Below are 24,623 nucleotides of genomic sequence, written 5' to 3'. Positions count from 1 at the left end.
TCGTAAACAGGCGGCCTATATAGGCCGCCTGTTTTGTACGATGTATATATATTATTGTCTACATATCGTTAATTTTTGTCAACTGTCATCGCATGATAAATCTCGCTATTTTCCACTTTATAGAGATGACCCTCTTCCATGCACAGAACATCGCTGGCAAAGCTTTCAGCCACCTGCATATCGTGGGTGATGACCAGAAAAGCCGCACCTTCGGCAGACTGCTCTGTGCACATACGGAGCAGAATACTCGCCCCTTCGTAATCCGTTCCTGCGGTAGGCTCATCCAAAATGTATAGCTTTTTGGGCAAGATGAACTGTGCCGCAACGCTCAAGAGCCTTTTTTCGCCTCCACTTAGCAGGAACGGGGAGGCATCCAGTCTGTGCTCCAGCCTGGCGGCGGCCAGCAAGCGCTGCGCCCGTTCCACATATGCCGCGGGAACCGGCTCCCCGGTCCGTAAACCAAGCTTGACGCGTACGCTATACAAGCACTCCTCCCACACCGTTGCAGCTGCAAACTGATGCTCTGGCTGCTGGAACACATAGCCGATTCCGGTAGCCAGCTGGTGAATTGGCAGCTTCGCCATATCCTGCCCCTCCCACCGCATGCACCCCTTCGGTGCTGGGAGTAGGCCCATGAGCAACTTGCCGAGCGTGGTTTTACCCGAGCCGTTCTCACCCAGCAGCACGGCTCGTTCACCGGGCGCAAGAGCTAGGCTCACGCCCTTTAGCGCTGCCCGCTGGCTACCGGGATAGGTGAAGGTCAATCCCTTCACCTCCAACAATGGCTGTCCAGCGCGGTCCGCCGCTGAGCCGGGATTCACCCCCGGCTCACGTGGCATGTCTCCCCTCCCTGCGGGAGAGGGGAGCAGCCCCAAGGCTGCCAGCTGCGCACCATGCTCGCGCAGCAGCGTTTCGGGCGGACCCTGGAGCTGCACGGTCCCGCCCTTCAATACGATGATGCGCTGCGCTGCCCGCGCGCCATCGTCTATGCGTCCGGACGCGGTAACCACCGTCCGGCCTGCCGCATGGAGCCGCCGACATAACTCTACGAAGTCGCATACAGCCGACGGGTCCAACTGCGCAGCTGCGTCGTCGAACACGACCAGCGGCGCTTCCAACGCCAGTACCGCAGCAATCGCGGTGCGTTGGCGCTGGCCTCCCGAGAGGCGCCGCACGAAGGAGCCGCGCTCGGAAGCTAGGCCGACGGCCTCCAGCGCAGCAGCAATGCGCTGCGCTATTTCTGTCGGAGGCACACGCAGGTTCTCCGGCCCAAAAGCAATCTCATCTTCGACGATTCCCTGCACCAGCTGGGCATCCGGGTCCTGAAGCACGACGCCGACAGTGGTGGCGACAGTAGCCAGATCAGCGGTATCGGGGTCCATCCCGTACACGGTCAGCTCCCCTGTCCGTTCGCCCTCACCGGAACGGGACAATCCGCCATGAAGCAGTTGACATAGCGTAGACTTTCCACTTCCACTAGCTCCGACAATGGCTACATGCTCACCCACTGCAATGTCCAGTGTCAGACCATGTAACGCTGGCTCTGCCTGATCATCATACCGATAGCCAAAATTCTTCAAGGATACGGCTATTTTACGGCTAGAATTATAATCGCTATGTTCATTCATAACTGAAATACCCTCGATCTCCATTGTTGAAGATATAACCACGTGCATAGCCACGGCTATGCACGTGAAGCGCGTCCCAGTTCAAAACGTTTTAACAGTCCCGTACGATTTAAGGCATCGCCCAGCACTTTCGTCAGCAGACCGCATAGGACAATGCCGCTCAGGATACGAACGACCAGTGCAATCGTCAGCACCTTCCAACCCCAATGCATATAGCCAAACATATTGGCTGCGACAATAAACCACAGCGGAACCATAGCCCCACCCACTAGCATCAGCGAAACTGCGTTCCAGCGCCGATACCGCAACAAGGCAAATACCAACTCAGCCGCAATCATATAGCAGACAGCCGCCGCGATAATAGAAGCAATTCCATAGGCAGATCCCATAAAAGACTGCACTACCGCGCCAAAAGCATAAGCAATAACCGCCGTACCCGGCTTACGAATAATATAATAGGCCAACAAGCCGTATATCATGTACAGTCCGACAATAGCGGAAGTTGCAATAGGCCCTCCCAGACTATTTAATGTTTTGTTAATGAGCGACAAATACACGGTCATGACGCCGTTCAACGTGGCTAGCATCGCCATGAGTACGATATCCAGCGTTGTAAATTTTGCAAACATACGAGATTCCTTCATATGTACTTCTTGACTCCTCTCCCTATCTAATCTATAAGATTACAGCTCTGATCCTTGTACAAGCTGCTACTGTATAAATGTATTCATTTGCAGCTTTATTGTCAACCTAATTATAATTAATAGGTTGACAATAAGAACAAAAATAAGAGGCTTCACTTTATAAGCTCCACCATAAAACAGCCGTAGTTAATACAGCAGTCATAGCACATAAATTGCCTACACGCCCATTGTTCAGTGTACGAAGATATGTCCGTTCTGCATAAGCGCCGAAACCTTTGCCCTCCATAGCCAGCGCCGTCTGCTGAACCCGTCTTACAGCATTCACCAATACGGCAGCCGCATACCCGCTCCACCATGATAACCGATTGCCCCACCCTCGTGGTGGTTCCTGTCCACGAACACGCCGTGCTGCCATAATGGTTCGCCCTTCTTCTTCCAATAAGGGGAGAAACGTTAGTGCCACTGAAATACCGAACGCAAACCGATAAGGAACACGCAAGCGCAGATTCAATGCCTGCACAAAATCTCGGGGATCGGTCGTCGAGAGATAGATATAAGATGCCAAAAACAACACAAAAATCCGCAACGTTAACGCCCCTGCGATATCCAGTCCCTCTGCTGTAATGACAATGGGTCCCCATGAAGCCACGGTATGTCCTTCTCGAATCGCTAGGATAGACAGTATAAAATACGGGATACCTAAACCAATCAGGAACGACATAGCCCGAAGTTGGCGTGCTAAGGTCAAACGTGCGCCCAAGCCAGCCACAGCAATCAGTACAGCCAAGAGTGCTGCTTCCCGCAACGTCGAATCCCATGCCATCGACAGGAGGCTAAAACATCCCACCCATATTAGCTTACTTAACGGCCCTAGCCTGTGCAGCGGCGACGAACCGCCGTTATACTGAAACAGCATTTCGTTGTGCCTCCAATCTGAGCCATTCTTCATGCAGTAAAGAATACATCAGCATATCCTTAAAACCTGTAGATGTATGCTGTACCTGCCGCAGCAGCCCTTCCTTTGTCCAGCCCATCGAGGACAGCAGGGCTTGCGAGCCTGTATTACGCGGGTCCACCAGCGCTTCGATCCGATTCAACCGAATCGTGTTATACCCGAATGACAGCACCAAGCGTAGCGCCTCGGTCATGTAACCCTGTCGCCAATAAGGCTTGGCTATTTCATAACCAATCTCGGCTTTATAGGCTCCCTCCGTCTGCCAATAATTAAAACCACAGCTTCCAATCAACTTCCCATTCTCCTTCAGCTCTATTCCCCAGCGCAGCGCATCCTCCGTCTTCGCCAGCTCATTCAACAGCTCAATCATATCCTCTGCATCCTCACGTCCTGACATACCAGAAAGGTTCATATAACGGTGAACCTCCGGGTCAGACCAGCAAGCGAACATCGTAGCCGCATCCCCACTTTCCATCCTTCGCAGCCGAAGACGCGGACTTTCCAGCGGTGGTATATGCCCCTTACATGCATATGCACACATGTTCAATCATCCTTCCAGCATTAAAATGACTAAATATACGCTACATTTAAGCATACACCTTCAACAAACACAACCTTATTTAAAGCTGAGAAGCTTATATATATAAATAGCCCTCCTGTTCCTAGGATTAGGAATTAGAAGGGCATCTTCTATATTATAAGAGATTAAACCGTTTAAGGGCTTGTCTTCCGAATCAAAAGTATTGAGCATCTAAGCCTTTAAGAAGAGACTCGGGTAGTGGTGCGCGTCGGTTTCTTCACAACATCCTTGTACAGTACGCCCAGCATCGACTGAATTTCCTGTAATTCATCGATCCCTGCACCAGTAATGCTGAACATATCATCATGAGGTGTCAGAAAGTTTTCCTGCGTCAGGTTTTCAAGCTCCTGCTTGACCTCACGTTCTCCTACACGGTAACCGCGCTCTTCCAACACAGGTTGAATATCTCTTACCGTGAGATCGTTCTGATGTGCATAAGAAAGCATCTGTATACGGATAAACAAGTTCTGAACATCTGCATGCATAATTGTAACTCCTCCCTGGCCTAGGCCAACCATGTTACACTGTTTTTACCCATAGAGGATAAGCTGGAAACAGATGAGGGCAACCCTTGCTGAATTACTTTTTATATTGTTTGCCCCGCTAAAACGTATAGCTTTCCCCTTCCCAAAATGATTCTGTACAGAGGTTAGAGTACGAAGAATACCGAAAGGTTACAAAGTGATTTTCCACTTGACTGAATAGATACAATCGTTATATCTTAAATTAATTAACCAATGGTAAAAGCGAATTGCATAATTACCTATTTTTGATAATATATACAACACTTAATGTAAAAATTTAATGTTAGGAGCGTGAACTCTACATGTTTCAAGCTATTCCTTACGAAGGCACACGTCATGAACAATTCGAATCGGTTCTTGGACAACTCCGGGCACTTATTCATGATGAATCCAATACCATTGCCAATCTGGCAAATGCTTCAGCATTACTTGGTCATTTCCTTCCAGATATTAATTGGAGCGGTTTCTATCTTTATGATGGCACTGAGCTTGTACTTGGTCCTTTCCAGGGCTTACCTGCATGTATACGGATTCCATTGGGACGTGGCGTATGCGGTACCGCAGCAGCTGAACAACGAACGCTTGTTATAGATGATGTACATGCGTTTCCAGGACATATTGCCTGTGACGCTGCTTCCAATAGTGAAATTGTTATTCCCCTTGTCAAGAATGGGGAACTGATTGGAGTACTGGACATTGACAGCCCACTAAAAGGTCGCTTTGATCACGAAGATCGTGTATTCCTAGAGGAATTTACGGCTATTCTGGTAGCCAGCCTATAACCAAAAATAGCGCATATATATCGTCTTCCTTCGCCACAATATAGGAGGGTCTGAAACCCAAAACTATCCGGCGAAGGAGATTGATGATTCATGTACAACAACATGGCTCCACAACAACAACTTCATCAATGTGAACAAATCATGCAGCAATTGGTACAACAAACACAGCAAGGAACTGCCATGTATCAGCAGTTGCTGCAACAGGAACAACAAAATGCATCCAGTCTTGAAAGCCTGGTGCAACGTGAACGAAGTGCAGCTCAAATGATCCAAACTGCAATTCAGCATCACCAGCAGGCTATGCAGCAGTACCAGCAAGTTATTCAACTGTGTAGTCAGTTGGAAAACTCTATTCGATCCAGTAGTCAAATGACTCAGCCCGGATTTGGCGATAGCTACGCCTCACGCAGTATGCAACCATCCTCCTATAATGCAGGAAGCCACATGAATCACAGCTTCCCGCAACACATGGGGACGACTGGACAGCATTATGTAAGCGGTAGTGGCATGCAGCAGTACGGAAACAACAGCCAGCAAGGCATGAGAGCGACACAAAGCAGCATGTAAACTGCTCTACACACAAAAAGGGTGAACAGTAGGCCATCGGAATTGGCTTGTTGTTCACCTTTTTTCAGACCTTTTACAGCCCTTCTTCCCCGCTTTGTTAATTTAATTCCCGTTCGGCTAGAACCTTCATCCCGTCTCGCAAATACTCAGCTAGTCCGGGACGATAGCCTTCATACATTTTACTGAAATCCTCATGCTCCACATACAAGTCTCCCAGCCCGCTATAAATTTCTGCTGTAGGAGTATAGAATCGGCTTACCCATTGAAGATGACGGCGGATCAGCGCCTGTACTTCTTCACTATTATGCTTCAATCCTTTATTCATGGCTTCGGCCAGCTGCCGATGAATCTGATCAGCCTCTGCCTGTGAATCCAAATAATCCTCTTTGCTCCAGTTCTTTGTCGCTGTCTTGCTTTCCTGAATTGTTTCCTGAGCCACTTGACCATAACGGTCTGTCAAATCACGTTCGTACATTTCCTGCTTTTCCGGGTTAAACCCTTGGTACATGTGCTCTGGTTTCATTGCTTGTTCTCCTTTCAAATGAGCCACCGTTTCGTCGATGGTCTGTAGGAGAGTATGCAAGCGGAAGACTTTGGCCTCGACCTTGGCTCGATGCTCCTGCAAAACCTCGGCTTTTTGTTCCTTGGTTTGCTCCAGCACATTTCCAATTTCAGATAAAGGCAAATCCAGTTCCCTGTACACCATGATTTGCTGAAGCCTCAAAAGTTGTTCCTGTTCGTAATAGCGATATCCATTATTTCCAATATGATGCGGTTTCAGCAATCCGATTTCATCATAATAATGCAAAGTTCGTACGCTGATTCCCGACAGATTAGATACTTCCTTTACCGTATAGGCCATTCCGCTTCACCTCCCTTGCTTGACAGTCTAGTGTCTCACGTGGCGTGAGAGTCAACACCCCCACTTGCCCACCTTGGTACTACACTTTTACCCGTTAAGCGTGTGATGAACCGTCCCTATGACAAGGATACAATCAATTCTTTTGTTTAAAGATCGTGATCAGACGACTCATATATTCACGCATATTTACAATTAAATTCGAGTCGCCATCATGAAGACACCAGTTGTACATGACCCCACGAGCTGCAATAAATAAGTAGTCTGTCATCTCTTCGGATGTCATGCTTTGATCCAACTCTCCTGCAGCTTGTCCTCTCTCTATAATCTGTTGAAGTATATTTTGCATATCACGACCCTTAGTAATGAAAAGCTTGTTATTAGTTGTATATAACTGTTTCACCGTCTCTAAACCAATATTCTGATTATATTCCGCATAAACTTCAAAATATTGAATAATATCCTGCACAATACTTTCTGAAGGTGGTTCATTCTTAAATTTCAATTCAAAGTAGCCATCCGCCTGTGCATACATCTCCACCAAAATATCACTTTTCGTCTTGAAATGATTATAAAATGAGCCCACAGACACTCCGGCCCTCCGGCAGATATCCTCAATTTTAATTTTTTCCAGACTCTTTTCATGCATTAGCTCTAATGTACTGTTATATATATTTTTTTTAGTCTGCAGGCTTTGCAGCTTTCGTCCACTCAATTGTTGGTTTGGCATTTACCTACTCTTCCTTTCTATTCTAAACATTCCTCTCTTCTGATGCCTTGTCCATGTTACTTAATTATAATAAGAAATGCTATTTTGTTTAATTGTGAAAACAATCACATAATAATGTCCACTACCGCTCTATACTGAATCCATTCAATGAATACATTCACTGAATGGATTCATTGAATGGATTCATAATTAGGAGGCATTGTTATGAAAGAAGAGCATCGAATTTTATTTGAGCCTATGAAAATTGGAAAACTAGAAATTAAGAATCGCTTTGTCATGGCTCCCATGGGCCCTGGTGGGCTTTGTGATGCCGATGGCACCTTTAATGAGCGCGGCGTCGAATATTATATTGAACGGGCAAAAGGCGGGACAGGACTGCTCATTACAGGTGTAACGATGGTTGAGAATGAAATTGAGAAATGTGCCCTGCCATCAATGCCCTGCCCTACTCTAAACCCCTTGAATTTTGTTAAAACCGGTAAAATGATGACGGAGCGGATTCATGCATACGGCACAAAAATATTTCTACAATTATCTGCAGGCTTTGGACGGGTAAGCATCCCTTCAATTGTAGGTAAAACGGCTGTCGCTCCCTCTCCTATCCCTCATCGCTGGCTTCCCGATGTAACCTGTCGTGAGCTAACTATCGATGAAATTCACACCTACGTCAGAAAATTTGCAGAATCTGCGGCTATTGCCAAAAAGGCAGGCTTTGACGGTATTGAAATCCATGCGGTTCATGAAGGCTATTTACTGGATCAATTTGCGATTTCATTCTTTAACCATCGGAAAGACCAATACGGCGGAAATCTGAGAAACCGCTTAAGATTTGCCATAGAGATCGTCCAAGCCATCAAAGCCGAATGTGGACAGGATTTCCCGGTATCTCTTCGATACAGCATCAAAAGCTTTATTAAAGATTGGCGTCAGGGTGGATTGCCAGGCGAAGAGTTTCAGGAACAGGGACGGGATATTGAAGAAGGAATTGAAGCGGCCAAAATATTAGAGGAAGCTGGATATGATGCTTTTAATGGTGATGTTGGTTCGTACGATTCATGGTATTGGGCACATCCACCAATGTATCAGGAAAAAGGACTCTATCTTCCTTATAACAAAATTTTAAAAACCATTCTAAAGGTACCTGTCATTACTGCTGGCAGATTGGATAATCCAGACTTGGCCAGCAAGGCTATACGTGAAGGAAAAACCGATATGATTGCACTGGGTCGGCCATTGTTGGCTGATGCTGACATCCCCAACAAAATCAAGGCCGGGAAAATAGAAAAGATTCGTCCTTGCCTCTCCTGCCAGGAGGGCTGCATGGGTCGACTGGCATCTTTTGCAACGATTTCATGTGCCGTTAATCCGGCTTGCGGCAGAGAAAAAGACTATGCACTCGGAAAAGCAGATCAGTCCAAAAAAGTCTTGGTGATCGGTGGAGGACCCGCAGGATGTGAAGCTGCCCGTGTAGCTGCTATTCGCGGACACCACGTTACATTATTCGATAAAAATAACCGATTGGGAGGTAATCTGATCCCGGGTGGAATTCCAGACTTCAAAGAAGACGATCATTTACTTGCGACCTGGTATGAAGGGGAGCTAAAGGATTTAAAAGTTGACGTCCAATTGAATACCGAGGTTAACCGGACTACCGTAAATGAATATGCAGCAGATGTTGTTATTTTTGCTACCGGCTCCTCTCCCAAAACCTTCTCCATTGGTACATCTACTAAGGTGTATTCCGCAGAAGAAGTTTTGCTTGGGAAAAAAGATCCCGGTGCTTCCACCGTAATTGTCGGAGGTGGGCTTGTGGGATGCGAAACTGCACTTTGGCTTGCTGATCAAGGTAAAAAAGTAACGCTGGTGGAAGTGCAAGAAGATATTTTAACCGTCGGCGGCCCTCTGTGCCATGCAAATGAAGATATGCTGCGTGACCTTGTTGCATACAAGGATATCCATCTCCTGACCAACGCCAAAATTGTCGATGCCAACGATCAAGAATTCGTTCTTCAAAATAAAGATGGTGAAGAAACGATTTTAAGCGCAGACTCAGCGATTCTGGCTGTAGGATATACTCCTCAGCAATCGCTTTATGAAGACATCCAAAATGAGGTTTCCGAGTCCTACTTAATCGGCGATGCCAAGCAAGTACAAAATATTATGTATGCTGTCTGGGACGCCTATGAGGTTACTAGAAATATATAATACCCCGCTACCTCCAAAGCCGTTTACTATGTAAGCAGGCGGCTTTGGCTTTTTTACCTTGCAGCAATTGCTTAGTTAAGAGAGGCTTTTCCCCATAACCACATGATCATAAAAAGCTATCTTTTGAATAATTTTCTCCAAATTGTGCTGCGTTTGTGCCACATGTGCTTCCACTTTCTTTTTGTGGGCTACAAGAAAATCTCTTCTCTCTTGGATTGTAGCTTCTCCTTTTCCATTTAGCTCAAGGTATGCCTTAATTTCTTCAATAGTCATCCCTGTATCTTTCATAGCCATCAGGAACCTAATCCAATCGATTTGTTTTTCGGTATATACCCTTCTTCCACCTTCATCCCGACCGACATCAGGTAATATGCCTTCTTTTTCATAATAACGAAGGGTAGATGCGGGCAATCCGCTCTTGATTTGAACTTCTTTAATGGAGTACATGGTTATTTCCCTCCTCGTTTTTTTATTTTCTCTTCAAGTCAGCTTTAACGATAAGTATAAGTTTTCATAGTAAAGAGTGCAAAATTAAGATTCCGATATTCGTCTAGCAGAAAAGCTAGCCCTCTCCCTGTCCTTCTTCTCTCAATTTCCCAATATAACTCCTAACATTCTCCTCCGAATGGTTCACTTCCCAATGATCCAACAGCCGATTAACCTCCTCATCCAGAGGGTTCAGCCGATAATAAAATATGGCCGCTCGTAATTGGTGATGCTCTTCGACAGGTTCATCGTCGGGCCAGTGGTACTCTTGCTTGCCATTCCCATCGGTAGTCCCTATAGCTCCATCCAGCAAGGGGGAACGGCCTTCTAGGCCTTCACCGCGGGCAATTGCTTTGAGAAAATCGGCATGCCTCATGGCAACATCCGGCGAACAACGGTACAAATTCTCGAAAATATCAAAGGCATCAATCGGATCGTATTCCAGATTCTCAAGGAAATGCCTTTGCAGCAGCGAAGCAACCTTCTTATTGCCCATCAGTCCGGACAGAAAATAGAACGTGGGCATTTGTGCCTCATAGCGAAACTCGTCGACATGGCTGATAATATCGTCCACAATCTGGTCGGTCTGAAGACCTTCACGTGCTAATCGAGTTAGTACCCGTACCGCCTTATATTGCGTCCAATCGTACACACCAAACGCCACCTCATACAGCATGGGAATCGATTGTTCCTTGTAATAGTAGATGATCTCAAAAATCGCATCCTGTTGAATATGAAGCCAGTCGCCCAAACCTTCGTACTTTCCCGCCAAGCTCTCTGGTTTCTGCAACTCCGTCCCAAAAAAATAACGCGGAAATAGAGCCAGTGCCTCTTCCCCCAGCATAGCAGCAGACTTCTTCGCCTCGATGGTAAATTCCACTGGTTGATCTATTAATCCGCCAACCTTTATAATCGCTGCTGGAATAGTAGTATCCAAATCGATTGCCACCACAGCTTTCTTATTCTTCTTCCAAAACTGAAGTATTCTCATATGTAATTCACATCTCCTTATCCCGTGTTACTAACAATTTCATTGCCAACTAGAATATCCTTTATGAATATATATCGGAAATTCTTTATAATCTCCTCAACACGTTTCCCCCAATAATAAAACATATTTTGGTAATTACTTGTATACTTTTCAACAGTTTACTAAATATATGCGATTGCTTCTCTAAGCCTATTCTTTTTTATCATAACTATTTAGTATTATAAGGATATAAAAAAAGGAGGTTATCATTTGAAAAGTACAGGTATGACACGTCCCCTAGATGCGTTAGGCCGTATCGTTATCCCCAAAGAAATGCGAATTTCCATGGATTATAATGTGGGTGATCCTGTTGAGATTTTTGCAGATGAGGAAACTGGTATTCTCGCCTTTCGAAAATATACTGGGGTGACGTGTAAAATGTGTGGTTCAACAGAACAATTAACTTATTTTAGAGACAGCTTTATTTGCGGGGAATGTATTGAAAGTTTAAAAAAGGGAATACATTTTAGCCCTATCCTAAGACCAGCCAAATCAGCTTTATCCAACTCACAACGATCTATTAAAGAGCCCAAACGTCTGCGGCGATCGACACAACAGATGATCGAAAGTCTAAAAGAATTAATGCAAAAACACCCCAATGCAGCACAGCACGAATATGCCAAAATACTTGAGGTTTCCCAAGCCCGTATATCCCAGCTCAAAAAAATGCTCTAACTACAGCTTGATACCCTACATAGATATACACCAGAGATTTCATCATGTGCAGCTACTTTTGAACCGTGATACGCAGCATCATAGCTAACCGACAAAACGCATGAACGTCCATGCGAAAATTCCACACTAGGTATAAAGAACCAGTGAATGACTTGCAAGCGAGAACGCCTATAAGCAGAAGGCTGTGCTACATTTAATAATGGTTCCTGAATTAAAAAATGACCTTCTTTAATTAGAGAAGGTCATTTCATTTATTTATTCATTTTTCTATAGTAAACCACCGCACACTTCTAATAGAGGTAGCTGTCCAGAAGGGATGGGCTGCCTTTTTTAATTAACTGGCTGACAAAAGGGATCGTTGCAAAAATGCTCCTTTTTGTACTTTTTTGGGACAATGAATTTTTTCAAAAGAATATCTTGTAGCAACATTGCCCATTCCAACAAGTACGTTTGCACATATGATGTTGCAAAATTCAATTTAAAGGAGAGATACACACCTTGTCTAAACATTCTTCTCATCGTTCGATGGGACCGTTACAACCACATTTCGCGACCACTACTGAAGTGAGCAATTTTGTTAATTTATGGGGAATATTTACTGTGAATGGTCAACAGATCGTTGCTTTTGTAAAAAGCGTAGATCCCACTAACAAATCAATGTTAGTGCTATATCCTAATGGCACACAGTCTTATATTGATGTTACTCAAATCAGTCAGGCACAAGGCCCTTATCCAAGTATGCCTTCTATTCCAGGACAAAGCGGTGGTCAGGGCGGCGGTCAAGGTGGTGGATCGCATTGGCCTCCTCATGGTCAGGGCGGCGGTCAAGGTGGTGGATCGCATTGGCCTCCTCATGGTCAAGGCGGCGGTCAAGGCGGTGGGTCGCAGTGGTGGCCTCAACATGGTCAAGGCGGCGGTCAGGGTGGTGGGTCGCAGTGGTGGCCTCAACATGGTCAAGGTGGCGGTCAGGAAGGTGGGTCGCAGTGGTGGCCTCAACATGGTCAAGGTGGTGGATCACAGTGGCCTTCCGGTGGATCTCGTAGCGCTAATCGGAAAAATCGGTAAAACTAATATCCCCCCCTTATTGTAGCAATTGCAGCTTGCCATGAGCGAGTGTCGATTGGAATACATTCAATATTGGACCAACCCAAAAGGCATCGCCGGTAGATGCATGCGATGCCTTTTGGGTTAGCTACTGGCTACTTCGATTCCCCTTATTCCTAATTCCCTGCCCCTAAAACATATTTCCATTAGGCTTTGCTGGCCATGTCTGCAATCTGGCGAAGCCACTTCTTACGCGTATCTTCATCAGATTGGGGTACCGACTCGAAAAATAGATGATACATGACGTCAAGTCCACAGTATTCAAATATGCCTTTGTCGGACGTCAAGCGAAGTGCTTGATCCATGCCATTGCTGGCATATTCCGCATGTGATTTTCCTTGCGTATTGAGGATAATTGCTTTCTTTCCCTTGAGCATTCCCATCTGCACTCCATTTACATATTTATAAGCAAATCCGTAAGAGAATACGCGGTCAATATATCCCTTCATAATGGCTGGCATCCCCGTCCACCAAATAGGATAAATAAAGGTGATTACCTCTGCCCATTGCAAAAATTCCTGTTCCCGTACAACATCTTCTCCGATTCCTCCAATAACCTCGCCGCTGCTAACCACAGGTTGAAAGTTGATTGCGTATAGATCACGAACAACCACATCATGTCCTTTTTGCTTTAGCCCCTCAACTGCTGTGGTCAAAATTGCATGATTAAAGCTTCCCTCGGATGGATGTGCGTAAATAATAAGATGCTTCATGTTCTCTCCTCCATTTACTTTAAAATAAGTGATTGATCAATTACTTAACTTCGTACTCCTTCAATCAACTGAATCTGCTCAATCCATAGTTCCGATAAAGATACGTTTGAGTAAACTTGAGCGGTATCCTCTCATAAATATCACCTCCGTTGCTTATTAATCCAGTTAGTGATTGATCAATCACTAATGATTGGCCTCAGTATAGTATATTCCTTTTTACTTTGCAAGTGCTCTTTGTTCAACTCTATATAAAAGATTGTAAAAAGATCTGATCCCAAGGCAGTGTTATTATCGCTGTTCAAAGAAAATAAAGTCCCCCAGTTGATGTCCATTAAGGTGTGATTTCAAGAATCACTTAATATGACTTTATGATGTCATGTTATAAGGTATATGCTATCGAGAGAGGTGAAGCTTATGCCGTTAAGTAGACATTTTGAAATCGTTTATATGTTACTCCATAAGAAAAAAGTGACTGCTGATGAATTGGCGGAGCATTTTGAGGTTTCCACACGAACGATTTATCGGGACATAGATGCCTTAAGCGCAGCTGGGATTCCCATCTACAGCAGTAGAGGCAAGGGTGGCGGAATATCATTGATGGAGGGTTATGTCTTTAACACCTCTTTACTGTCCGAGCAGGAACAAGATGATATCTTAATGGCCCTTCAGAGTGTGGCTACAGCTACCATCCCACAGGTAGAAGAAGTGCTAAACAAGTTGAGTAGGCTTTTTAAAAAAGACATGGGAAACTGGATCGAAGTAGATTTTTCGCCATGGGGAAGCCAAAACAGCCAGAGACAGCTATTCACTCTTATACGCAACGCAATAATCACAAGCCGTGTTATAAAGTTCCGCTATTATAATGTCGCCGGGGAACAGAGTTATCGTAGCGTCGAACCTGCCAAGCTCTTGTTTAAAGATAAATCCTGGTATGTGGAAGGTTACTGTTTAAATACCGAAAGTCATCGTGTATTTAAGATTAGCCGAATGAAAGAGATTGCAGTTACCGAAATTAGTTATGAGCCAAGAACGGTCGTAGCATCTACAGATACAAAGATGAACGACTTGCTTCATACCATTGAAGTAACTCTTCATATTTCTGCTCAAGGAGCTTACCGCGTACACGATGAATTTGCCGAGAAAACAATTACTCAGAAGGAAGACGGATCTTATTCCGTCACGGCACAATTTCCTGTAGGCAATTGGCTGGACAGTTATCTGCTGTCCTTTGGTCCCCTCCTTATAGAGGTCAGCCCCGAACAAGTACGTACAAGAATATTGTCTCATTTAGAAACGATGAAAAGAAATTTAAATGATCCTCTATAATATGACACCATGTAGTCATATTATCACTGCTATGATGAGTTTGAAGTTATCGCTCACAACATACTCACTATAGGAGGTTGAAGGATTAATGAATCCACATAAAACCATGCCACCGGCAGTAGAAACTTACTTTACATCAGCGAACAAATCCCCGCTTGAAGTATTTACTTCCGCTTTCGATAAAGATGCGTTGATCTTGGATAATCATCGCGAAATCAAAGGTATGGAAGCCATAAAATCATGGTGTGAAGCAGAAATATTGGAGCCCAATGTCACCTTCGAGATCGTGGATATGGATGACAGTAATAATACCATCGTCGTAATTGCGAAAGTAGACGGAGACTTTGATAAATCGAATCTTCCCGACCCACTCCTACTTAAACATCAATTTCTAGTAAACAACAATAAAATTAAAGAACTGATTATTACACTTCCATAAAGTAATTAAAAGAGGATTTTGCAAAATCCTGAAAAAAATAAGAAAGGGAAAACGAATATGCCCGCTTATGTTGTTTTTATACGTGAACAGAGTACCGATCAAACTGAACTCCAACTCTATTCTGAGTTGGCACCGGCAGGTTTGGCGGGACATTCCGTCAAACCCCTAGCAATGTATGGCGCATACCAAGTCCTCGAAGGACCCAATATTGAGGGGCTGGCCATCTTGGAATTCCCCACTTTTGAGGAAGCACAAGCTTGGTACTTTAGTCCAGCCTATCAAAAAGCCCTAAAGCATCGACTGCGCGGAGGGCGATACCGGGGTGTCATTGTCGAAAGTTTGTAAGATTCGCAAGACAAGTGAACTCGGAGTGGAGATACCTGGAGGTATATTTCTCAACCAAATCCTAAAATTTAGGAGGAATTATTCGCATGAGTTTTCAATTAGAAAGCATATTAAGTGAGTTTAAAGGCAAAAGGGCCTTGGTCACAGGCGGTACCAAAGGAATGGGAGAGGCTATTGCTAAGAGACTTACGGCTGCAGGTGCTACCGTAATAACTACGGCTCGAACGACTCCAGTTAATTTAGAAAATCCAGACCTGTTTATTCCAGCCGATATTAGTACGCCTGAAGGTGTAGATAAAGTAGTAAACAGTGTTCTTGAGCGCCTAGGCGGTGTAGATGTTCTTGTCAACAATGTTGGAGGCTCGTCAGCCCCATCCGGGGGAGCTCTTATCTTGACAGACGAGCATTGGCAGCAAACTTTTAACGCCAATCTGTTTGCTGCCGTCCGTTTAGACCGTGGACTGCTACCGGCTATGGTGGAAAAGGGTTCCGGTGTTATTATTCATATTTCATCCATTCAACGTCGCTTGCCGCTATATGATGCAACATTGGCTTATGCTGCAGCCAAAGCAGCTTTAACTACTTACAGCAAAGGGCTATCCAAGCAGTTTTCACCTCAAGGCATTCGTATTAATACAGTTGCGCCAGGCTTTATCGAAACGAAGGCAGCACAAAGTTTGATTGATCGGATTGCTGAGACGACAGGTGACCGAGAAAGTGCATTAAAGCAACTGATGGACTCGTTGGGAGGAATTCCAATTGGTCGTCCAGGACTACCAGAAGAAGTCGCTGAGCTTGTTGCTTTTCTGGTATCCGACCGGGCCGCTTCAATTACAGGAAGTGAGTATAATATTGACGGTGGAACAGTTCCAACGGTCTAAACCTCAAGCTAATTACGCTTTATCCAAATATTTTTCAGTCTAAACCTTTATTTTCATCTGACAATCGCGCAAAAGGTGAAAAAAAGCCCATCTAATGAGCAGACATACGCAAAACGTATTATCTATGTTCATCAGATAGGCTTTTAAATAACCACTACCGTTTAATAACGATCAGCTTTGTTTCCAGCATTTCTTCCATGGCATACTTTACGCCTTCGCGTCCCGTGCCACTTTGCTTCACACCACCATACGGCATATGATCAACACGGAAGCTTGGAATGTCATTGATCACCACGCCGCCCACCTCAAGCTTGTCCGCTGCATCCAACGCGGTCGTGATATTACGAGTGTAAATTCCCGCCTGCAGGCCATAGATCGAATCATTCACATGGTTTACGGCTTCATCTATAGAGCTAACAGAATGAATCAGCACAAGCGGGGCAAACACTTCACGACAGGACACCTTGGAAGTCGGGTCCACATTAAGCAAAACCGTCGGCTCCAAGATACCTCCCTTGGCTTGGCCACCCAGAGCAATCCTTGCGCCTGCTTGAACCGCTTCTTCCAGCCATTCACGGACACGTTCGACATCCTTGGCTGAAATAAGCGCGGATACATCCGTATCCGGCTCTAGCGGATCTCCAATTTTTAAACGTTGAGTTGCTTCGATAAATCGGGATACAAAGGTATCATACAGTTCATCAACAACGTAAATACGTTGAACTGAGATACATACCTGCCCCTGATTGGCAAAGGCTCCACTCACACAACGGTCGATGACCGCGTCCACATCCGTATCACGGTCGATAATAACGGCCGCGTTGGAACCCAGCTCCAGCGTGACCCGCTTCAAGCCAGCCTTGGAGCGAATTTCTGTACCGACCGCTGGGCTACCGGTAAAAGTGATATAGCTGACGCGCGGATCAGTGACAAGTACGTCGCCAATGGTTTTACCATCGCCGCTGATCACATTAAGAGCGCCCGCAGGCAATCCAGCCTGCTCCAGCAGCTCCGCAATCAAGTAAGCAGACAACGGCGTCTGCTCTGCAGGCTTCAATACGACCGTATTGCCTGCTGCCAGCGCGGGACCCACTTTATGAGCAACCAGATTCATCGGGAAGTTAAATGGTGTAATAGCTCCTACTACCCCTACAGGTTCTTTGAGCGTGTAGGCCATACGGCCCTCGCCGCCCGGTGCGGCATCCAGCGGAATGGTTTCCCCGTGAATCCGCTTGGCTTCTTCAGCTGCGAACTTGTAGGTTTGCACCGTCCGGTCAACCTCCGCCAGCGCAGCCTTCCATGGTTTTGACGCTTCACGTGCAATGATGCGCGCTGCATCCTCACGCCGCTCTTCCAGCAGGTCGGCCAGCTTCTCCAAAATGGCTGACCGCTGGTGCGCTGGCATGGCCCGCATCTCCGAGCGTGCATCAGAGGCCGCCTGAATAGCAGCCTTGGCATCCTCTGCTGTGGCCTCTGCCACCTCAGCAATGATTTTTCCGGAATATGGTGATTTCAACGTCGTGTACGATGAAGCTGCTTTCCATTCTCCACCAATAAATAAATGCTGCTGCATGCTTTTTCCTCCTTCTCTTGATATCAACGTTCCTTTTAACATCTATTTTACCGTCAACACCGGACAAGGTGCATGCTGAATCACCTGATGGCTCACGCTACCCAGTATCATTTCGGAAACAAGTCCTTTGCCTCGTGTTCCCATAATGATCAAATCCGTCTTTTCCTGCTTTGCACTTTCGCAAATGACACTCGCCGGATCACCATGACCCGCCAGCATACGGTAAGAAATACCCTCGTCCTTCAAATAGTCGGATGCAGGTTCCAAGATATGACGACCTTCCTCTTCGATCCGCTCATCCACATCAATCCCAACCGGGGGCTCATTCATGGACAAAGCCGGATTTACATGCAATACAGTCAGATGCGGATTCCCCTGAAGCTGCTTAGATAACGTTTTAGCTGTCTCCAACGCCTTCATAGCGTGTTCCGAACCATCAATCGCGACCAGAATATGTTTGTATTCGCTCATCCTCTTTTCCTCCTCAGAAGTTCGATCTTAGTGTGCATCCACCTGAATATCCTGCATATGTCGACGACGTACGATCAGCACAGCTACACCAATCAGTACCATCAATGCTCCAAAATAAAACGGGGTTTCTGCTGAGTACCACTCTGACAGCTTCCCTGCAAGCCACGGCGAAATTGCCCCGCCCAAAAACCGCATGAAGCTGTAGGCCGCAGATGCTGTCGAGCGCTCCACTGGAGCAGCCTGCATAACAGCAGTTGTAATCAATGTATTGTTAATCCCCAGAAAAATACCAGCTACAATGACGGCGACAATGACAGTCGTTGGCGAGCCAACTACCGTCCCGATCGCCATAACACCTAAATCAATGGCAAACAGCGTCAGCATGATACTAATGGAAGATACCACGCTCAAGCGTGCTTGAATCTTCGGTGCTACAAACACCGAGGTAAAGGCCAGCATAATTCCCCAGCCAAAAAACACATAACCTAAACCATGCTCGTCCAGATTCATTACATATGGAGAATACGCCATCAACGTAAAAAATCCAAAGTTATATAACAACGCTACAATACCGAGCGTGAGCAAAGCCGGATAACTGAGCGCTTTGAACGGATCGGCAATGGAACCGCGTTTTTTGGGCTTTGGAATCGAAGGCAGCATAAACGTAATGAACAAAAATCCCACTACCATCAGTCCGGCTACACCGAAAAACGGGCCGCGCCAGGAAATGGAACCTAACTCACCGCCCAGCAACGGACCTACTGAAATCCCGAGGCCCAATGCCGCTTCATACAAAATAATTGCTTTAGCTGTTCCAGAAGTGGACAGACCTACAATCGCAGACAACGCTGTTGCGATAAACAAAGCGTTCCCCAAACCCCAGCCTGCCCGGTAGCCCACAATTCCGCCAACTGAACTGGCGGTGCCGCCCAGTCCGGCAAACACAATAATAAACAAAATCCCGGTTAGTAGTGTCCATTTGACACCCAATCGACTAGATACAACGCCTGTAATCAGCATCGCAACACCTGTTACCAAATTATAGCTGGTGAACAGCAATGACACTTGGCTTTTCGTAGCATGAAGCTGATCGGCAATGGCCGGAAGAATCGGATCGACCAATCCCAGACCCATAAATGAAATAACACAAGCAAAGGCGACCGCCCATACCGCTTTAGGTTGAGACAGCAAGCCTGAGCGTTCTTTTAACTCTTCAGGTAATGCGTGTTGTGAACTCATATTATGATGTTACCTCCACATCTGAATGTAAATGTTCTTGTTATGACGGGTCGTGATCAAGTTCCTCATCCAGAAGAATCTTGCGTTCACGCACCCTAACCCGCAACTCCTCCAGCTCAGTCTGGAGCATACGGATGCTATTGATTTTTCCCTCCATTAATTCCAACTGTTCGTTCAGTGTACCTTCCATATCCTCCAACATGGCCCGTCGCTCGTTCGGTTGCAAATGCTCCGTTCGCTCGCGATATTCCTCCCGCTGACCCTTGAGCATTTCCGCTGCGGACATGTAACGCTGAAGCTCTTGCAAGGAGAATCCAAGTACTTCCTTGGCACTCACTATTTTTTTTAGTAAATCCACATCCTCCTGCGTATACAGGCGCATATTTCCTTCACTGCGCTGCGGAGAGGGCAATAAGCCGATTTCCTCATAATAACGAATGGTTCGCTTCGTCAGACCACTTTGCTTGGCGACCTCATCAATTTTATACGTAACCATGACACCCACCTTATGAAAAAGATTATATATAAATACTACGCCTCTATAACGTTAACGTCAACGTAAACTTTTATATAAAAAAAGAAACCGCCCCTGTTGGAGACGGTTCCTAGTTTGGCTTGCATGGTCATAGACCGAAGCATCGGTGCTCGAGCCCATGAATATCGGTTTAGATGAAAATGGTACGTGTGATGATAACCAGCAAAATGAAGAGTACCAGAATAACACCAGTGGAAGTAAACATATTGTAGCCGCCACCACCGCAACCTCTTTCTACTTCACCCATCTTATGTTCCTCCTCCCTCTGTCGATTACAACAAATCGCCCGAAATCAGATTCACGAGCTACGAATTAGATGACGAATGCTTTGGAAATAATAACGAGCAGAATGAAAAGTACCAGAATCGCTCCTGTAGATGTAAAAGCTCCATAACCAGCGCCTACTCCAGACATGGTGATTCCTCCCTTCATGGTTTACAAAGCATCTTATGCTTATGTCGTCATCCATGATAGGGACAAATGCCGCGCCTGCCGCCCAAATCTAGGTTGGGGTTGTACTGTCCTGTTATTCTTCGGACCCGAGCATGCCGTGATACAGGAGGTTTCGTGCCTGCTTGGCAAGCACAGACGGACTTTCACGTCCAGGCAGCAATTTAGTTAACGTCAGCCGTTCAATCAAGCCGATCACGCATTCTGCTGTCAGTTCAGGGTCCAGTTCCTCACGGCAGGAGCCCCATCGTTGCGCCGCCAGCAGATGCTTTTTGATATGCTCAGCCATTTCCGCCTTAATACGCACCGAATCTGTAGCCTGGTAAAAACCGACACGAGTGATCGCCGGATTATTAGACAACACACGAAAAATAGCTTCCAGAAACACCTGTCCCCGTCTCAAAATTTCAGCCTCGCTTAGGTCTGGGCCTATCTTCATGCTTTGTACCGTATCATTCACCAAAGTACCGAAGCTCTCCACAAGCTCCTCGTACAACTGTTCCTTGCTTTCAAAATGAATATAAAAATCCGGCTGCGTCAATCCTGCACGTGCCGCGATCGAACTTACCTTTGTCTGATAAAACCCCGTCTGAGCAAACTCTTCAGCCCCCGCTTCCAGTAACAACCGTCGACTCTCCCGACTTCTGACTCCTGCTCTCATCACGGTCTTGCCCCCTTACGCCACAAATCTATCGTATTATAAAGTTCCTTTGCAGTAAGAACAACGGGCTTGAGGATGATATATACCTGTCCTTCAAAAGTCCTAATACAGAAGGACTGAACGTTTTGGAAAATCAAGGGCATCTCCCTACAAGGTATAATTAACCAATCTGACGGTGAGCGAGCAGGAATTATTACATGGAATTCAAATATTTATACTTGAGGATTTTGCAAATCCTGACTTTCGATATATATCAGTGATGAGGACAATATTTGCGCATCATCTCAATCGTTGCCAGATCATCATCCAGCCCCCGTTGTTGCAAGCCGTCGATAATTTGCTGACGTTCCTGATCTTTAACATTTTGGCCGAATTTAAACTTGGCAGTCCATTCCTCCGGTACAATTTTGATCAGAGCGACCCCTTTTAAACGTGAAGCATACCGAGAATCGCTGGCATCAATCGTGTCATACCCGCCTTCCGGTTGCAGCTTGCTCATAAAAATGGAAAAGGCCGATGCTTTTTCTTCCAAATCCACTACATGCTCCGCATGACCACGCACGGTAATACTTTTAAAAAATGAAGTCGCCGGACATGCCATATGCTCATCCGTAAAATAAGATGGAATGAGCGCATATTCTTTGGCAGCTGAAAAAGTAACTCGATTATCCTCTTTCATCCGTTCCATCTTTTCTCCAGCACGGCTGCCATGAATATAAAAAACGCCATTTCCATAAGCAAAATTCAAGGGAACCACACGCGGAAAACCATCCTCGCTGTTCATGCCTAAAAATCCGAAACTGACCTCGCTTAGAAACTGCTCTATTTCCTCTAGTTCTGCCACCGTAAATTCTTTTCTTCTCACAGGGAACTCTCCTTCCATCTATTGACCAATGATACATTTCAGATTATGTTGAAAATGGATTCATAAAAAGATCCAATATGAACGAAAATGAGTGGCCCAATCGAAGGAGAAGAGTATGGATATTACGATTGCTTATCAGCGTGCGCTTCAAAAGTATCATTTAAAATATTTGGCATTGTATCATGCTCTTCGTGAGGGAATCCTTAATGGCTCCCTTGCCAGTGGTACGCGTCTGCCTTCCACTCGTGATCTGGCTGTGATGTATGGAATTTCGCGAGGGAGCGTTAAAGAGGCATATGATATGCTGTTGGCAGAAGGATATATAGATTCGGCAGTAGGCAGAGGAACCTTTGTTATGGAACAGACCGCGGTGCTGCCCGACAAATCTTTAATCAACCAGCAGAACCAGAATTCACCTGTTGTAAAACAAAAAGCCCCTGCTCTATCAGCTTGGGGACAACGAATCATGCAGATCGAAAGGGAACGAAACTTACAGCCGTCTCCTGCTTCTGCTACAAATAGAGACAGTGCGCAACAGCCTTTGATTTCTTTTCAGGCAGGAGAAGTTGTATTGGAGGGCAATTCACAGATCGCATGGAAAAGCGCAATGACTGCCGCTGGAAAAGATCTGCAAAAGCCCTCGGCTGACGCGACGACTGCACCAGTGAGCGGTGATGAATGGCTGCGTGAAGCGATTTGCCATCATGTTGGCAGAACACGCGGAATTACGGCCACGCCGGATCAAGTCGTATTATGCAGTGGTTCCATGGAAGTGATCACGTTATTAAGTCAGTTGCTTATTCATGAACAAGATCGAATTGTATTGGAGAATCCCTGTTATTCCGGTATCTACCGTGCAGTTACTGCCTCAGGCGGACAGATACATGCTGCTGAAATGGATCAACATGGAATTGTCCCACAGGATTGGGATTCCAAACTCCTATTTGTTACACCTGGACGACAGTTTCCAACCGGTGCAGTGTTGCCATTAACACGCCGTCAACATATTTTGCAATGGGCTGCATCCAAGGGAGCGTGGATCATTGAGGACGATTATGACAGTGAATTCCGCTGGGCAGGACGACCCATTGAACCATTAAAAGCACTGGATCGCACAGAATGTGTCATCTATGTCGGCTCCTTTTCCAAAAGCATGTTCAGCAGCCTTCGACTCGGGTTTGCAATCCTGCCCGTTGAATTAGCCCAAGCGCTGACAGCTGCCAAACGACTATACGATCCCCTGCCGCCTGCTCGCTTGGAACAGCGCGCACTGGCACGTTTTATGATGCGCGGGGACTACGTTCGTCATGTGCGTCGGATGACTCGAATATACAGATCACGCTACGACGTATTCCAGCGTGAAATACAGCAGTTAAGTGAACTGTTTCACTGGCATCAGAACGATTGTGGACTACATGCTTATGCCATCTGGAAGCATGAGTCTGCCCAGTATCATCATTTGATGCAGACAGCACGATTTTACGGAGTCACATGGCGTGATGCCGCCGATTACCAACTGACACCGGGACCTCCATCAGCCTGCTTTATCTTTGCCCATTTAACGGAGCAACAAATTATTGAAGGGTTTAACCGTCTGCGCCAGGCTTGGGACCATATTAAAAATCAGTGCGGAGTTCCCTTATTTAATCACTAGCCCCAACAGCCCTACAAATGATGAAGCCTGATGCGGTGAGATGATGCAGCCATTCAAATCTTCTATATCCACCTGCAACCCATCAAATTCGCAATCGCTCAGATCAATCCCTTTGAGCTTGGACCCGGATAGCATCGCTTGATCCAGATTGCAGCGGTTAAAAAAGGTTTTTTGTAGTGTTAAATGATACAGATCGGCACTTATTAAAGAACAATCCTCAAAACCAACTTGCTTTAAATTAGCAAAACGGAACATCGAATAATCCCCTAAGCAATCTGAAAAACGAACGTTTTGGAGCCTGCTTCTGGAAAAGTCTGTTCCAAGCAATTTGCAGTTTCTGAACTCTACTCGATGGATAAAGGAACCGGAAAAATTAACATTAGACAGATCGCATTTATCAAAAATGACGTCTGTCCATTCACTTTCCGGTAATGACGATTCCATGATCGTTACATTTTTAAAAGTCATCTTTTCTAATGAAACCTTAACCGCTTCCATATTATCCAAAATCATATCCTCTACAGACCCTATACTAAGTTCGTCTTTGGATCGTATGGAGCGCATTTCTTCATTTAATACGGGTAAATCCGCAGGAATCTTCGGTGACTCCATTTTAATTTTCATAATACCTCTACCTCCACGATTGAGAGCCCTCTAGGACATCTATATGAATCTATTTTCTATCAATTCTCATGCATAGGG

Annotated in this window: 28 protein-coding genes; 10 read left to right on the top strand and 18 right to left on the bottom strand. The window is 45.7% G+C overall.

The window, feature by feature from the left end; translation table 11 throughout:
- Positions 1–68: 68 nt before the first annotated feature.
- From KAI37_RS03435 to KAI37_RS03415, 5 genes are all read right to left on the bottom strand, one after another.
- Complete coding sequence (locus KAI37_RS03435; protein WP_220030724.1) at positions 69–1,628, bottom strand: ABC transporter ATP-binding protein; 1,560 nt, start codon at positions 1,626–1,628, stop codon at positions 69–71.
- Positions 1,629–1,684: 56 nt separating this feature from the next.
- Positions 1,685–2,272 carry an ECF transporter S component gene (locus tag KAI37_RS03430; protein WP_023986963.1) on the bottom strand — a complete coding sequence of 196 codons (588 nt, stop codon included), beginning with the start codon at positions 2,270–2,272 and terminating at the stop codon, positions 1,685–1,687.
- Between the two features lie 157 nt (positions 2,273–2,429).
- A complete protein-coding gene (locus KAI37_RS03425) occupies positions 2,430–3,188 on the bottom strand; it encodes an energy-coupling factor transporter transmembrane component T family protein (RefSeq protein ID WP_071639500.1) in 759 nt (252 codons plus the stop codon).
- On the bottom strand, positions 3,172–3,768 hold the full coding sequence (locus KAI37_RS03420; RefSeq protein WP_071639499.1) for a GNAT family N-acetyltransferase: 597 nt from the start codon (positions 3,766–3,768) through the stop codon (positions 3,172–3,174). Before KAI37_RS03420 ends, KAI37_RS03425 begins: the two co-directional genes overlap by 17 nt.
- A gap of 218 nt (positions 3,769–3,986) precedes the next feature.
- Complete coding sequence (locus KAI37_RS03415; RefSeq protein WP_023986960.1) at positions 3,987–4,292, bottom strand: hypothetical protein; 306 nt, start codon at positions 4,290–4,292, stop codon at positions 3,987–3,989.
- Positions 4,293–4,633: 341 nt separating this feature from the next.
- Here KAI37_RS03415 and KAI37_RS03410 point away from each other — a divergent pair, with 341 nt between their 5' ends.
- Positions 4,634–5,113 carry a GAF domain-containing protein gene (locus KAI37_RS03410; protein ID WP_025719270.1) on the top strand — a complete coding sequence of 160 codons (480 nt, stop codon included), beginning with the start codon at positions 4,634–4,636 and terminating at the stop codon, positions 5,111–5,113.
- Between the two features lie 90 nt (positions 5,114–5,203).
- A complete protein-coding gene (locus tag KAI37_RS03405; protein WP_023986958.1) occupies positions 5,204–5,680 on the top strand; it encodes a hypothetical protein in 477 nt (158 codons plus the stop codon).
- A gap of 97 nt (positions 5,681–5,777) precedes the next feature.
- Here the strand turns inward: KAI37_RS03405 and KAI37_RS03400 are convergent, their stop codons facing one another.
- Together KAI37_RS03400 and KAI37_RS03395 are read right to left on the bottom strand one after the other, a co-directional pair.
- Positions 5,778–6,542 (bottom strand): MerR family transcriptional regulator, encoded by a 765-nt coding sequence (locus KAI37_RS03400; RefSeq protein WP_220030723.1) that lies wholly within the window; start codon positions 6,540–6,542, stop codon positions 5,778–5,780.
- 133 nt (positions 6,543–6,675) lie between these two features.
- Positions 6,676–7,269 (bottom strand): TetR/AcrR family transcriptional regulator, encoded by a 594-nt coding sequence (locus KAI37_RS03395; RefSeq protein ID WP_069080927.1) that lies wholly within the window; start codon positions 7,267–7,269, stop codon positions 6,676–6,678.
- Between the two features lie 204 nt (positions 7,270–7,473).
- Here KAI37_RS03395 and KAI37_RS03390 point away from each other — a divergent pair, with 204 nt between their 5' ends.
- Positions 7,474–9,474, top strand: coding sequence for an oxidoreductase (locus KAI37_RS03390; protein ID WP_220030722.1), 2,001 nt, complete (start codon positions 7,474–7,476; stop codon positions 9,472–9,474).
- Positions 9,475–9,549: 75 nt separating this feature from the next.
- Here KAI37_RS03390 and KAI37_RS03385 read toward each other — a convergent pair whose 3' ends face one another.
- Complete coding sequence (locus KAI37_RS03385; protein ID WP_071639495.1) at positions 9,550–9,921, bottom strand: MerR family transcriptional regulator; 372 nt, start codon at positions 9,919–9,921, stop codon at positions 9,550–9,552.
- Between the two features lie 115 nt (positions 9,922–10,036).
- A complete protein-coding gene (locus tag KAI37_RS03380) occupies positions 10,037–10,951 on the bottom strand; it encodes a transcriptional regulator (protein WP_258383039.1) in 915 nt (304 codons plus the stop codon).
- Positions 10,952–11,200: 249 nt separating this feature from the next.
- Here KAI37_RS03380 and KAI37_RS03375 point away from each other — a divergent pair, with 249 nt between their 5' ends.
- Positions 11,201–11,665 (top strand): AbrB/MazE/SpoVT family DNA-binding domain-containing protein, encoded by a 465-nt coding sequence (locus tag KAI37_RS03375; RefSeq protein WP_013308700.1) that lies wholly within the window; start codon positions 11,201–11,203, stop codon positions 11,663–11,665.
- A gap of 498 nt (positions 11,666–12,163) precedes the next feature.
- Positions 12,164–12,730, top strand: a complete 567-nt coding sequence (locus KAI37_RS03370) for a hypothetical protein (RefSeq protein WP_220030721.1) — start codon at positions 12,164–12,166, stop codon at positions 12,728–12,730.
- 185 nt (positions 12,731–12,915) lie between these two features.
- On the opposite strand, the gene KAI37_RS03365 is transcribed toward KAI37_RS03370, so the two are convergent.
- Positions 12,916–13,482 (bottom strand): NAD(P)H-dependent oxidoreductase, encoded by a 567-nt coding sequence (locus KAI37_RS03365; protein ID WP_071639491.1) that lies wholly within the window; start codon positions 13,480–13,482, stop codon positions 12,916–12,918.
- A gap of 414 nt (positions 13,483–13,896) precedes the next feature.
- On the opposite strand from KAI37_RS03365, the gene KAI37_RS03360 reads away from it, so the two are divergent.
- The 4 genes from KAI37_RS03360 (at position 13,897) to KAI37_RS03345 (ending at position 16,473) form a co-directional block, all read left to right on the top strand.
- The gene (locus KAI37_RS03360; RefSeq protein WP_220030720.1) at positions 13,897–14,808 is read left to right on the top strand and encodes a helix-turn-helix transcriptional regulator; all 912 of its coding nucleotides are present in this window, start codon (positions 13,897–13,899) and stop codon (positions 14,806–14,808) included.
- A gap of 88 nt (positions 14,809–14,896) precedes the next feature.
- Complete coding sequence (locus KAI37_RS03355; RefSeq protein ID WP_071639489.1) at positions 14,897–15,247, top strand: nuclear transport factor 2 family protein; 351 nt, start codon at positions 14,897–14,899, stop codon at positions 15,245–15,247.
- 18 nt (positions 15,248–15,265) lie between these two features.
- Positions 15,266–15,592 (top strand): DUF1330 domain-containing protein, encoded by a 327-nt coding sequence (locus KAI37_RS03350; RefSeq protein ID WP_258383038.1) that lies wholly within the window; start codon positions 15,266–15,268, stop codon positions 15,590–15,592.
- Between the two features lie 86 nt (positions 15,593–15,678).
- Positions 15,679–16,473 carry an SDR family oxidoreductase gene (locus tag KAI37_RS03345; protein ID WP_220030719.1) on the top strand — a complete coding sequence of 265 codons (795 nt, stop codon included), beginning with the start codon at positions 15,679–15,681 and terminating at the stop codon, positions 16,471–16,473.
- Positions 16,474–16,627: 154 nt separating this feature from the next.
- On the opposite strand, the gene KAI37_RS03340 is transcribed toward KAI37_RS03345, so the two are convergent.
- The 7 genes from KAI37_RS03340 to KAI37_RS03310 form a co-directional block, all read right to left on the bottom strand.
- Positions 16,628–18,046 (bottom strand): aldehyde dehydrogenase family protein, encoded by a 1,419-nt coding sequence (locus KAI37_RS03340; protein ID WP_220030718.1) that lies wholly within the window; start codon positions 18,044–18,046, stop codon positions 16,628–16,630.
- 42 nt (positions 18,047–18,088) lie between these two features.
- On the bottom strand, positions 18,089–18,517 hold the full coding sequence (locus KAI37_RS03335; RefSeq protein WP_071639486.1) for a universal stress protein: 429 nt from the start codon (positions 18,515–18,517) through the stop codon (positions 18,089–18,091).
- Between the two features lie 27 nt (positions 18,518–18,544).
- A complete protein-coding gene (locus tag KAI37_RS03330; protein WP_220030717.1) occupies positions 18,545–19,756 on the bottom strand; it encodes an MFS transporter in 1,212 nt (403 codons plus the stop codon).
- 40 nt (positions 19,757–19,796) lie between these two features.
- Positions 19,797–20,252 carry a MerR family transcriptional regulator gene (locus KAI37_RS03325; RefSeq protein ID WP_039270608.1) on the bottom strand — a complete coding sequence of 152 codons (456 nt, stop codon included), beginning with the start codon at positions 20,250–20,252 and terminating at the stop codon, positions 19,797–19,799.
- Positions 20,253–20,603: 351 nt separating this feature from the next.
- Complete coding sequence (locus tag KAI37_RS03320; protein WP_014599460.1) at positions 20,604–20,705, bottom strand: hypothetical protein; 102 nt, start codon at positions 20,703–20,705, stop codon at positions 20,604–20,606.
- 112 nt (positions 20,706–20,817) lie between these two features.
- Positions 20,818–21,402, bottom strand: coding sequence for a TetR/AcrR family transcriptional regulator (locus KAI37_RS03315; RefSeq protein ID WP_023986940.1), 585 nt, complete (start codon positions 21,400–21,402; stop codon positions 20,818–20,820).
- 253 nt (positions 21,403–21,655) lie between these two features.
- Positions 21,656–22,267, bottom strand: a complete 612-nt coding sequence (locus KAI37_RS03310; RefSeq protein WP_220030716.1) for a pyridoxamine 5'-phosphate oxidase family protein — start codon at positions 22,265–22,267, stop codon at positions 21,656–21,658.
- Between the two features lie 115 nt (positions 22,268–22,382).
- Here KAI37_RS03310 and pdxR point away from each other — a divergent pair, with 115 nt between their 5' ends.
- A complete protein-coding gene (pdxR, locus tag KAI37_RS03305; protein ID WP_220030715.1) occupies positions 22,383–23,921 on the top strand; it encodes a MocR-like pyridoxine biosynthesis transcription factor PdxR in 1,539 nt (512 codons plus the stop codon).
- Here the strand turns inward: pdxR and KAI37_RS03300 are convergent.
- A complete protein-coding gene (locus KAI37_RS03300; protein ID WP_220030714.1) occupies positions 23,907–24,545 on the bottom strand; it encodes a pentapeptide repeat-containing protein in 639 nt (212 codons plus the stop codon). The two genes, pdxR and KAI37_RS03300, sit on opposite strands and share 15 nt — an antisense overlap.
- Positions 24,546–24,623: the final 78 nt, after the last annotated feature.

The organism is Paenibacillus sp. S25, from assembly GCF_019454085.1.
GTDB classification, from domain to species: domain Bacteria; phylum Bacillota; class Bacilli; order Paenibacillales; family Paenibacillaceae; genus Paenibacillus; species Paenibacillus polymyxa_B.
The sequence above is the reverse complement of the archived record's forward strand: the minus strand, read 5'-3'. Positions and strand labels throughout refer to the sequence as shown.

What these genes read in the sequence shown, in the direction of transcription:
- KAI37_RS03435 (WP_220030724.1), bottom strand. Translation starts at nt 1,628, where the DNA reads ATGAATGAACATAGCGATTATAATTCTAGCCGTAAAATAGCCGTATCC.
- KAI37_RS03430 (WP_023986963.1), bottom strand. Translation starts at nt 2,272, where the DNA reads ATGAAGGAATCTCGTATGTTTGCAAAATTTACAACGCTGGATATCGTA.
- KAI37_RS03425 (WP_071639500.1), bottom strand. Translation starts at nt 3,188, where the DNA reads ATGCTGTTTCAGTATAACGGCGGTTCGTCGCCGCTGCACAGGCTAGGG.
- KAI37_RS03420 (WP_071639499.1), bottom strand. Translation starts at nt 3,768, where the DNA reads ATGTGTGCATATGCATGTAAGGGGCATATACCACCGCTGGAAAGTCCG.
- KAI37_RS03415 (WP_023986960.1), bottom strand. Translation starts at nt 4,292, where the DNA reads ATGCATGCAGATGTTCAGAACTTGTTTATCCGTATACAGATGCTTTCT.
- KAI37_RS03410 (WP_025719270.1), top strand. Translation starts at nt 4,634, where the DNA reads ATGTTTCAAGCTATTCCTTACGAAGGCACACGTCATGAACAATTCGAA.
- KAI37_RS03405 (WP_023986958.1), top strand. Translation starts at nt 5,204, where the DNA reads ATGTACAACAACATGGCTCCACAACAACAACTTCATCAATGTGAACAA.
- KAI37_RS03400 (WP_220030723.1), bottom strand. Translation starts at nt 6,542, where the DNA reads ATGGCCTATACGGTAAAGGAAGTATCTAATCTGTCGGGAATCAGCGTA.
- KAI37_RS03395 (WP_069080927.1), bottom strand. Translation starts at nt 7,269, where the DNA reads ATGCCAAACCAACAATTGAGTGGACGAAAGCTGCAAAGCCTGCAGACT.
- KAI37_RS03390 (WP_220030722.1), top strand. Translation starts at nt 7,474, where the DNA reads ATGAAAGAAGAGCATCGAATTTTATTTGAGCCTATGAAAATTGGAAAA.
- KAI37_RS03385 (WP_071639495.1), bottom strand. Translation starts at nt 9,921, where the DNA reads ATGTACTCCATTAAAGAAGTTCAAATCAAGAGCGGATTGCCCGCATCT.
- KAI37_RS03380 (WP_258383039.1), bottom strand. Translation starts at nt 10,951, where the DNA reads ATGAGAATACTTCAGTTTTGGAAGAAGAATAAGAAAGCTGTGGTGGCA.
- KAI37_RS03365 (WP_071639491.1), bottom strand. Translation starts at nt 13,482, where the DNA reads ATGAAGCATCTTATTATTTACGCACATCCATCCGAGGGAAGCTTTAAT.
- KAI37_RS03360 (WP_220030720.1), top strand. Translation starts at nt 13,897, where the DNA reads ATGCCGTTAAGTAGACATTTTGAAATCGTTTATATGTTACTCCATAAG.
- KAI37_RS03355 (WP_071639489.1), top strand. Translation starts at nt 14,897, where the DNA reads ATGAATCCACATAAAACCATGCCACCGGCAGTAGAAACTTACTTTACA.
- KAI37_RS03345 (WP_220030719.1), top strand. Translation starts at nt 15,679, where the DNA reads ATGAGTTTTCAATTAGAAAGCATATTAAGTGAGTTTAAAGGCAAAAGG.
- KAI37_RS03340 (WP_220030718.1), bottom strand. Translation starts at nt 18,046, where the DNA reads ATGCAGCAGCATTTATTTATTGGTGGAGAATGGAAAGCAGCTTCATCG.
- KAI37_RS03335 (WP_071639486.1), bottom strand. Translation starts at nt 18,517, where the DNA reads ATGAGCGAATACAAACATATTCTGGTCGCGATTGATGGTTCGGAACAC.
- KAI37_RS03330 (WP_220030717.1), bottom strand. Translation starts at nt 19,756, where the DNA reads ATGAGTTCACAACACGCATTACCTGAAGAGTTAAAAGAACGCTCAGGC.
- KAI37_RS03325 (WP_039270608.1), bottom strand. Translation starts at nt 20,252, where the DNA reads ATGGTTACGTATAAAATTGATGAGGTCGCCAAGCAAAGTGGTCTGACG.
- KAI37_RS03320 (WP_014599460.1), bottom strand. Translation starts at nt 20,705, where the DNA reads ATGTCTGGAGTAGGCGCTGGTTATGGAGCTTTTACATCTACAGGAGCG.
- KAI37_RS03315 (WP_023986940.1), bottom strand. Translation starts at nt 21,402, where the DNA reads ATGAGAGCAGGAGTCAGAAGTCGGGAGAGTCGACGGTTGTTACTGGAA.
- pdxR (WP_220030715.1), top strand. Translation starts at nt 22,383, where the DNA reads ATGGATATTACGATTGCTTATCAGCGTGCGCTTCAAAAGTATCATTTA.
- KAI37_RS03300 (WP_220030714.1), bottom strand. Translation starts at nt 24,545, where the DNA reads ATGAAAATTAAAATGGAGTCACCGAAGATTCCTGCGGATTTACCCGTA.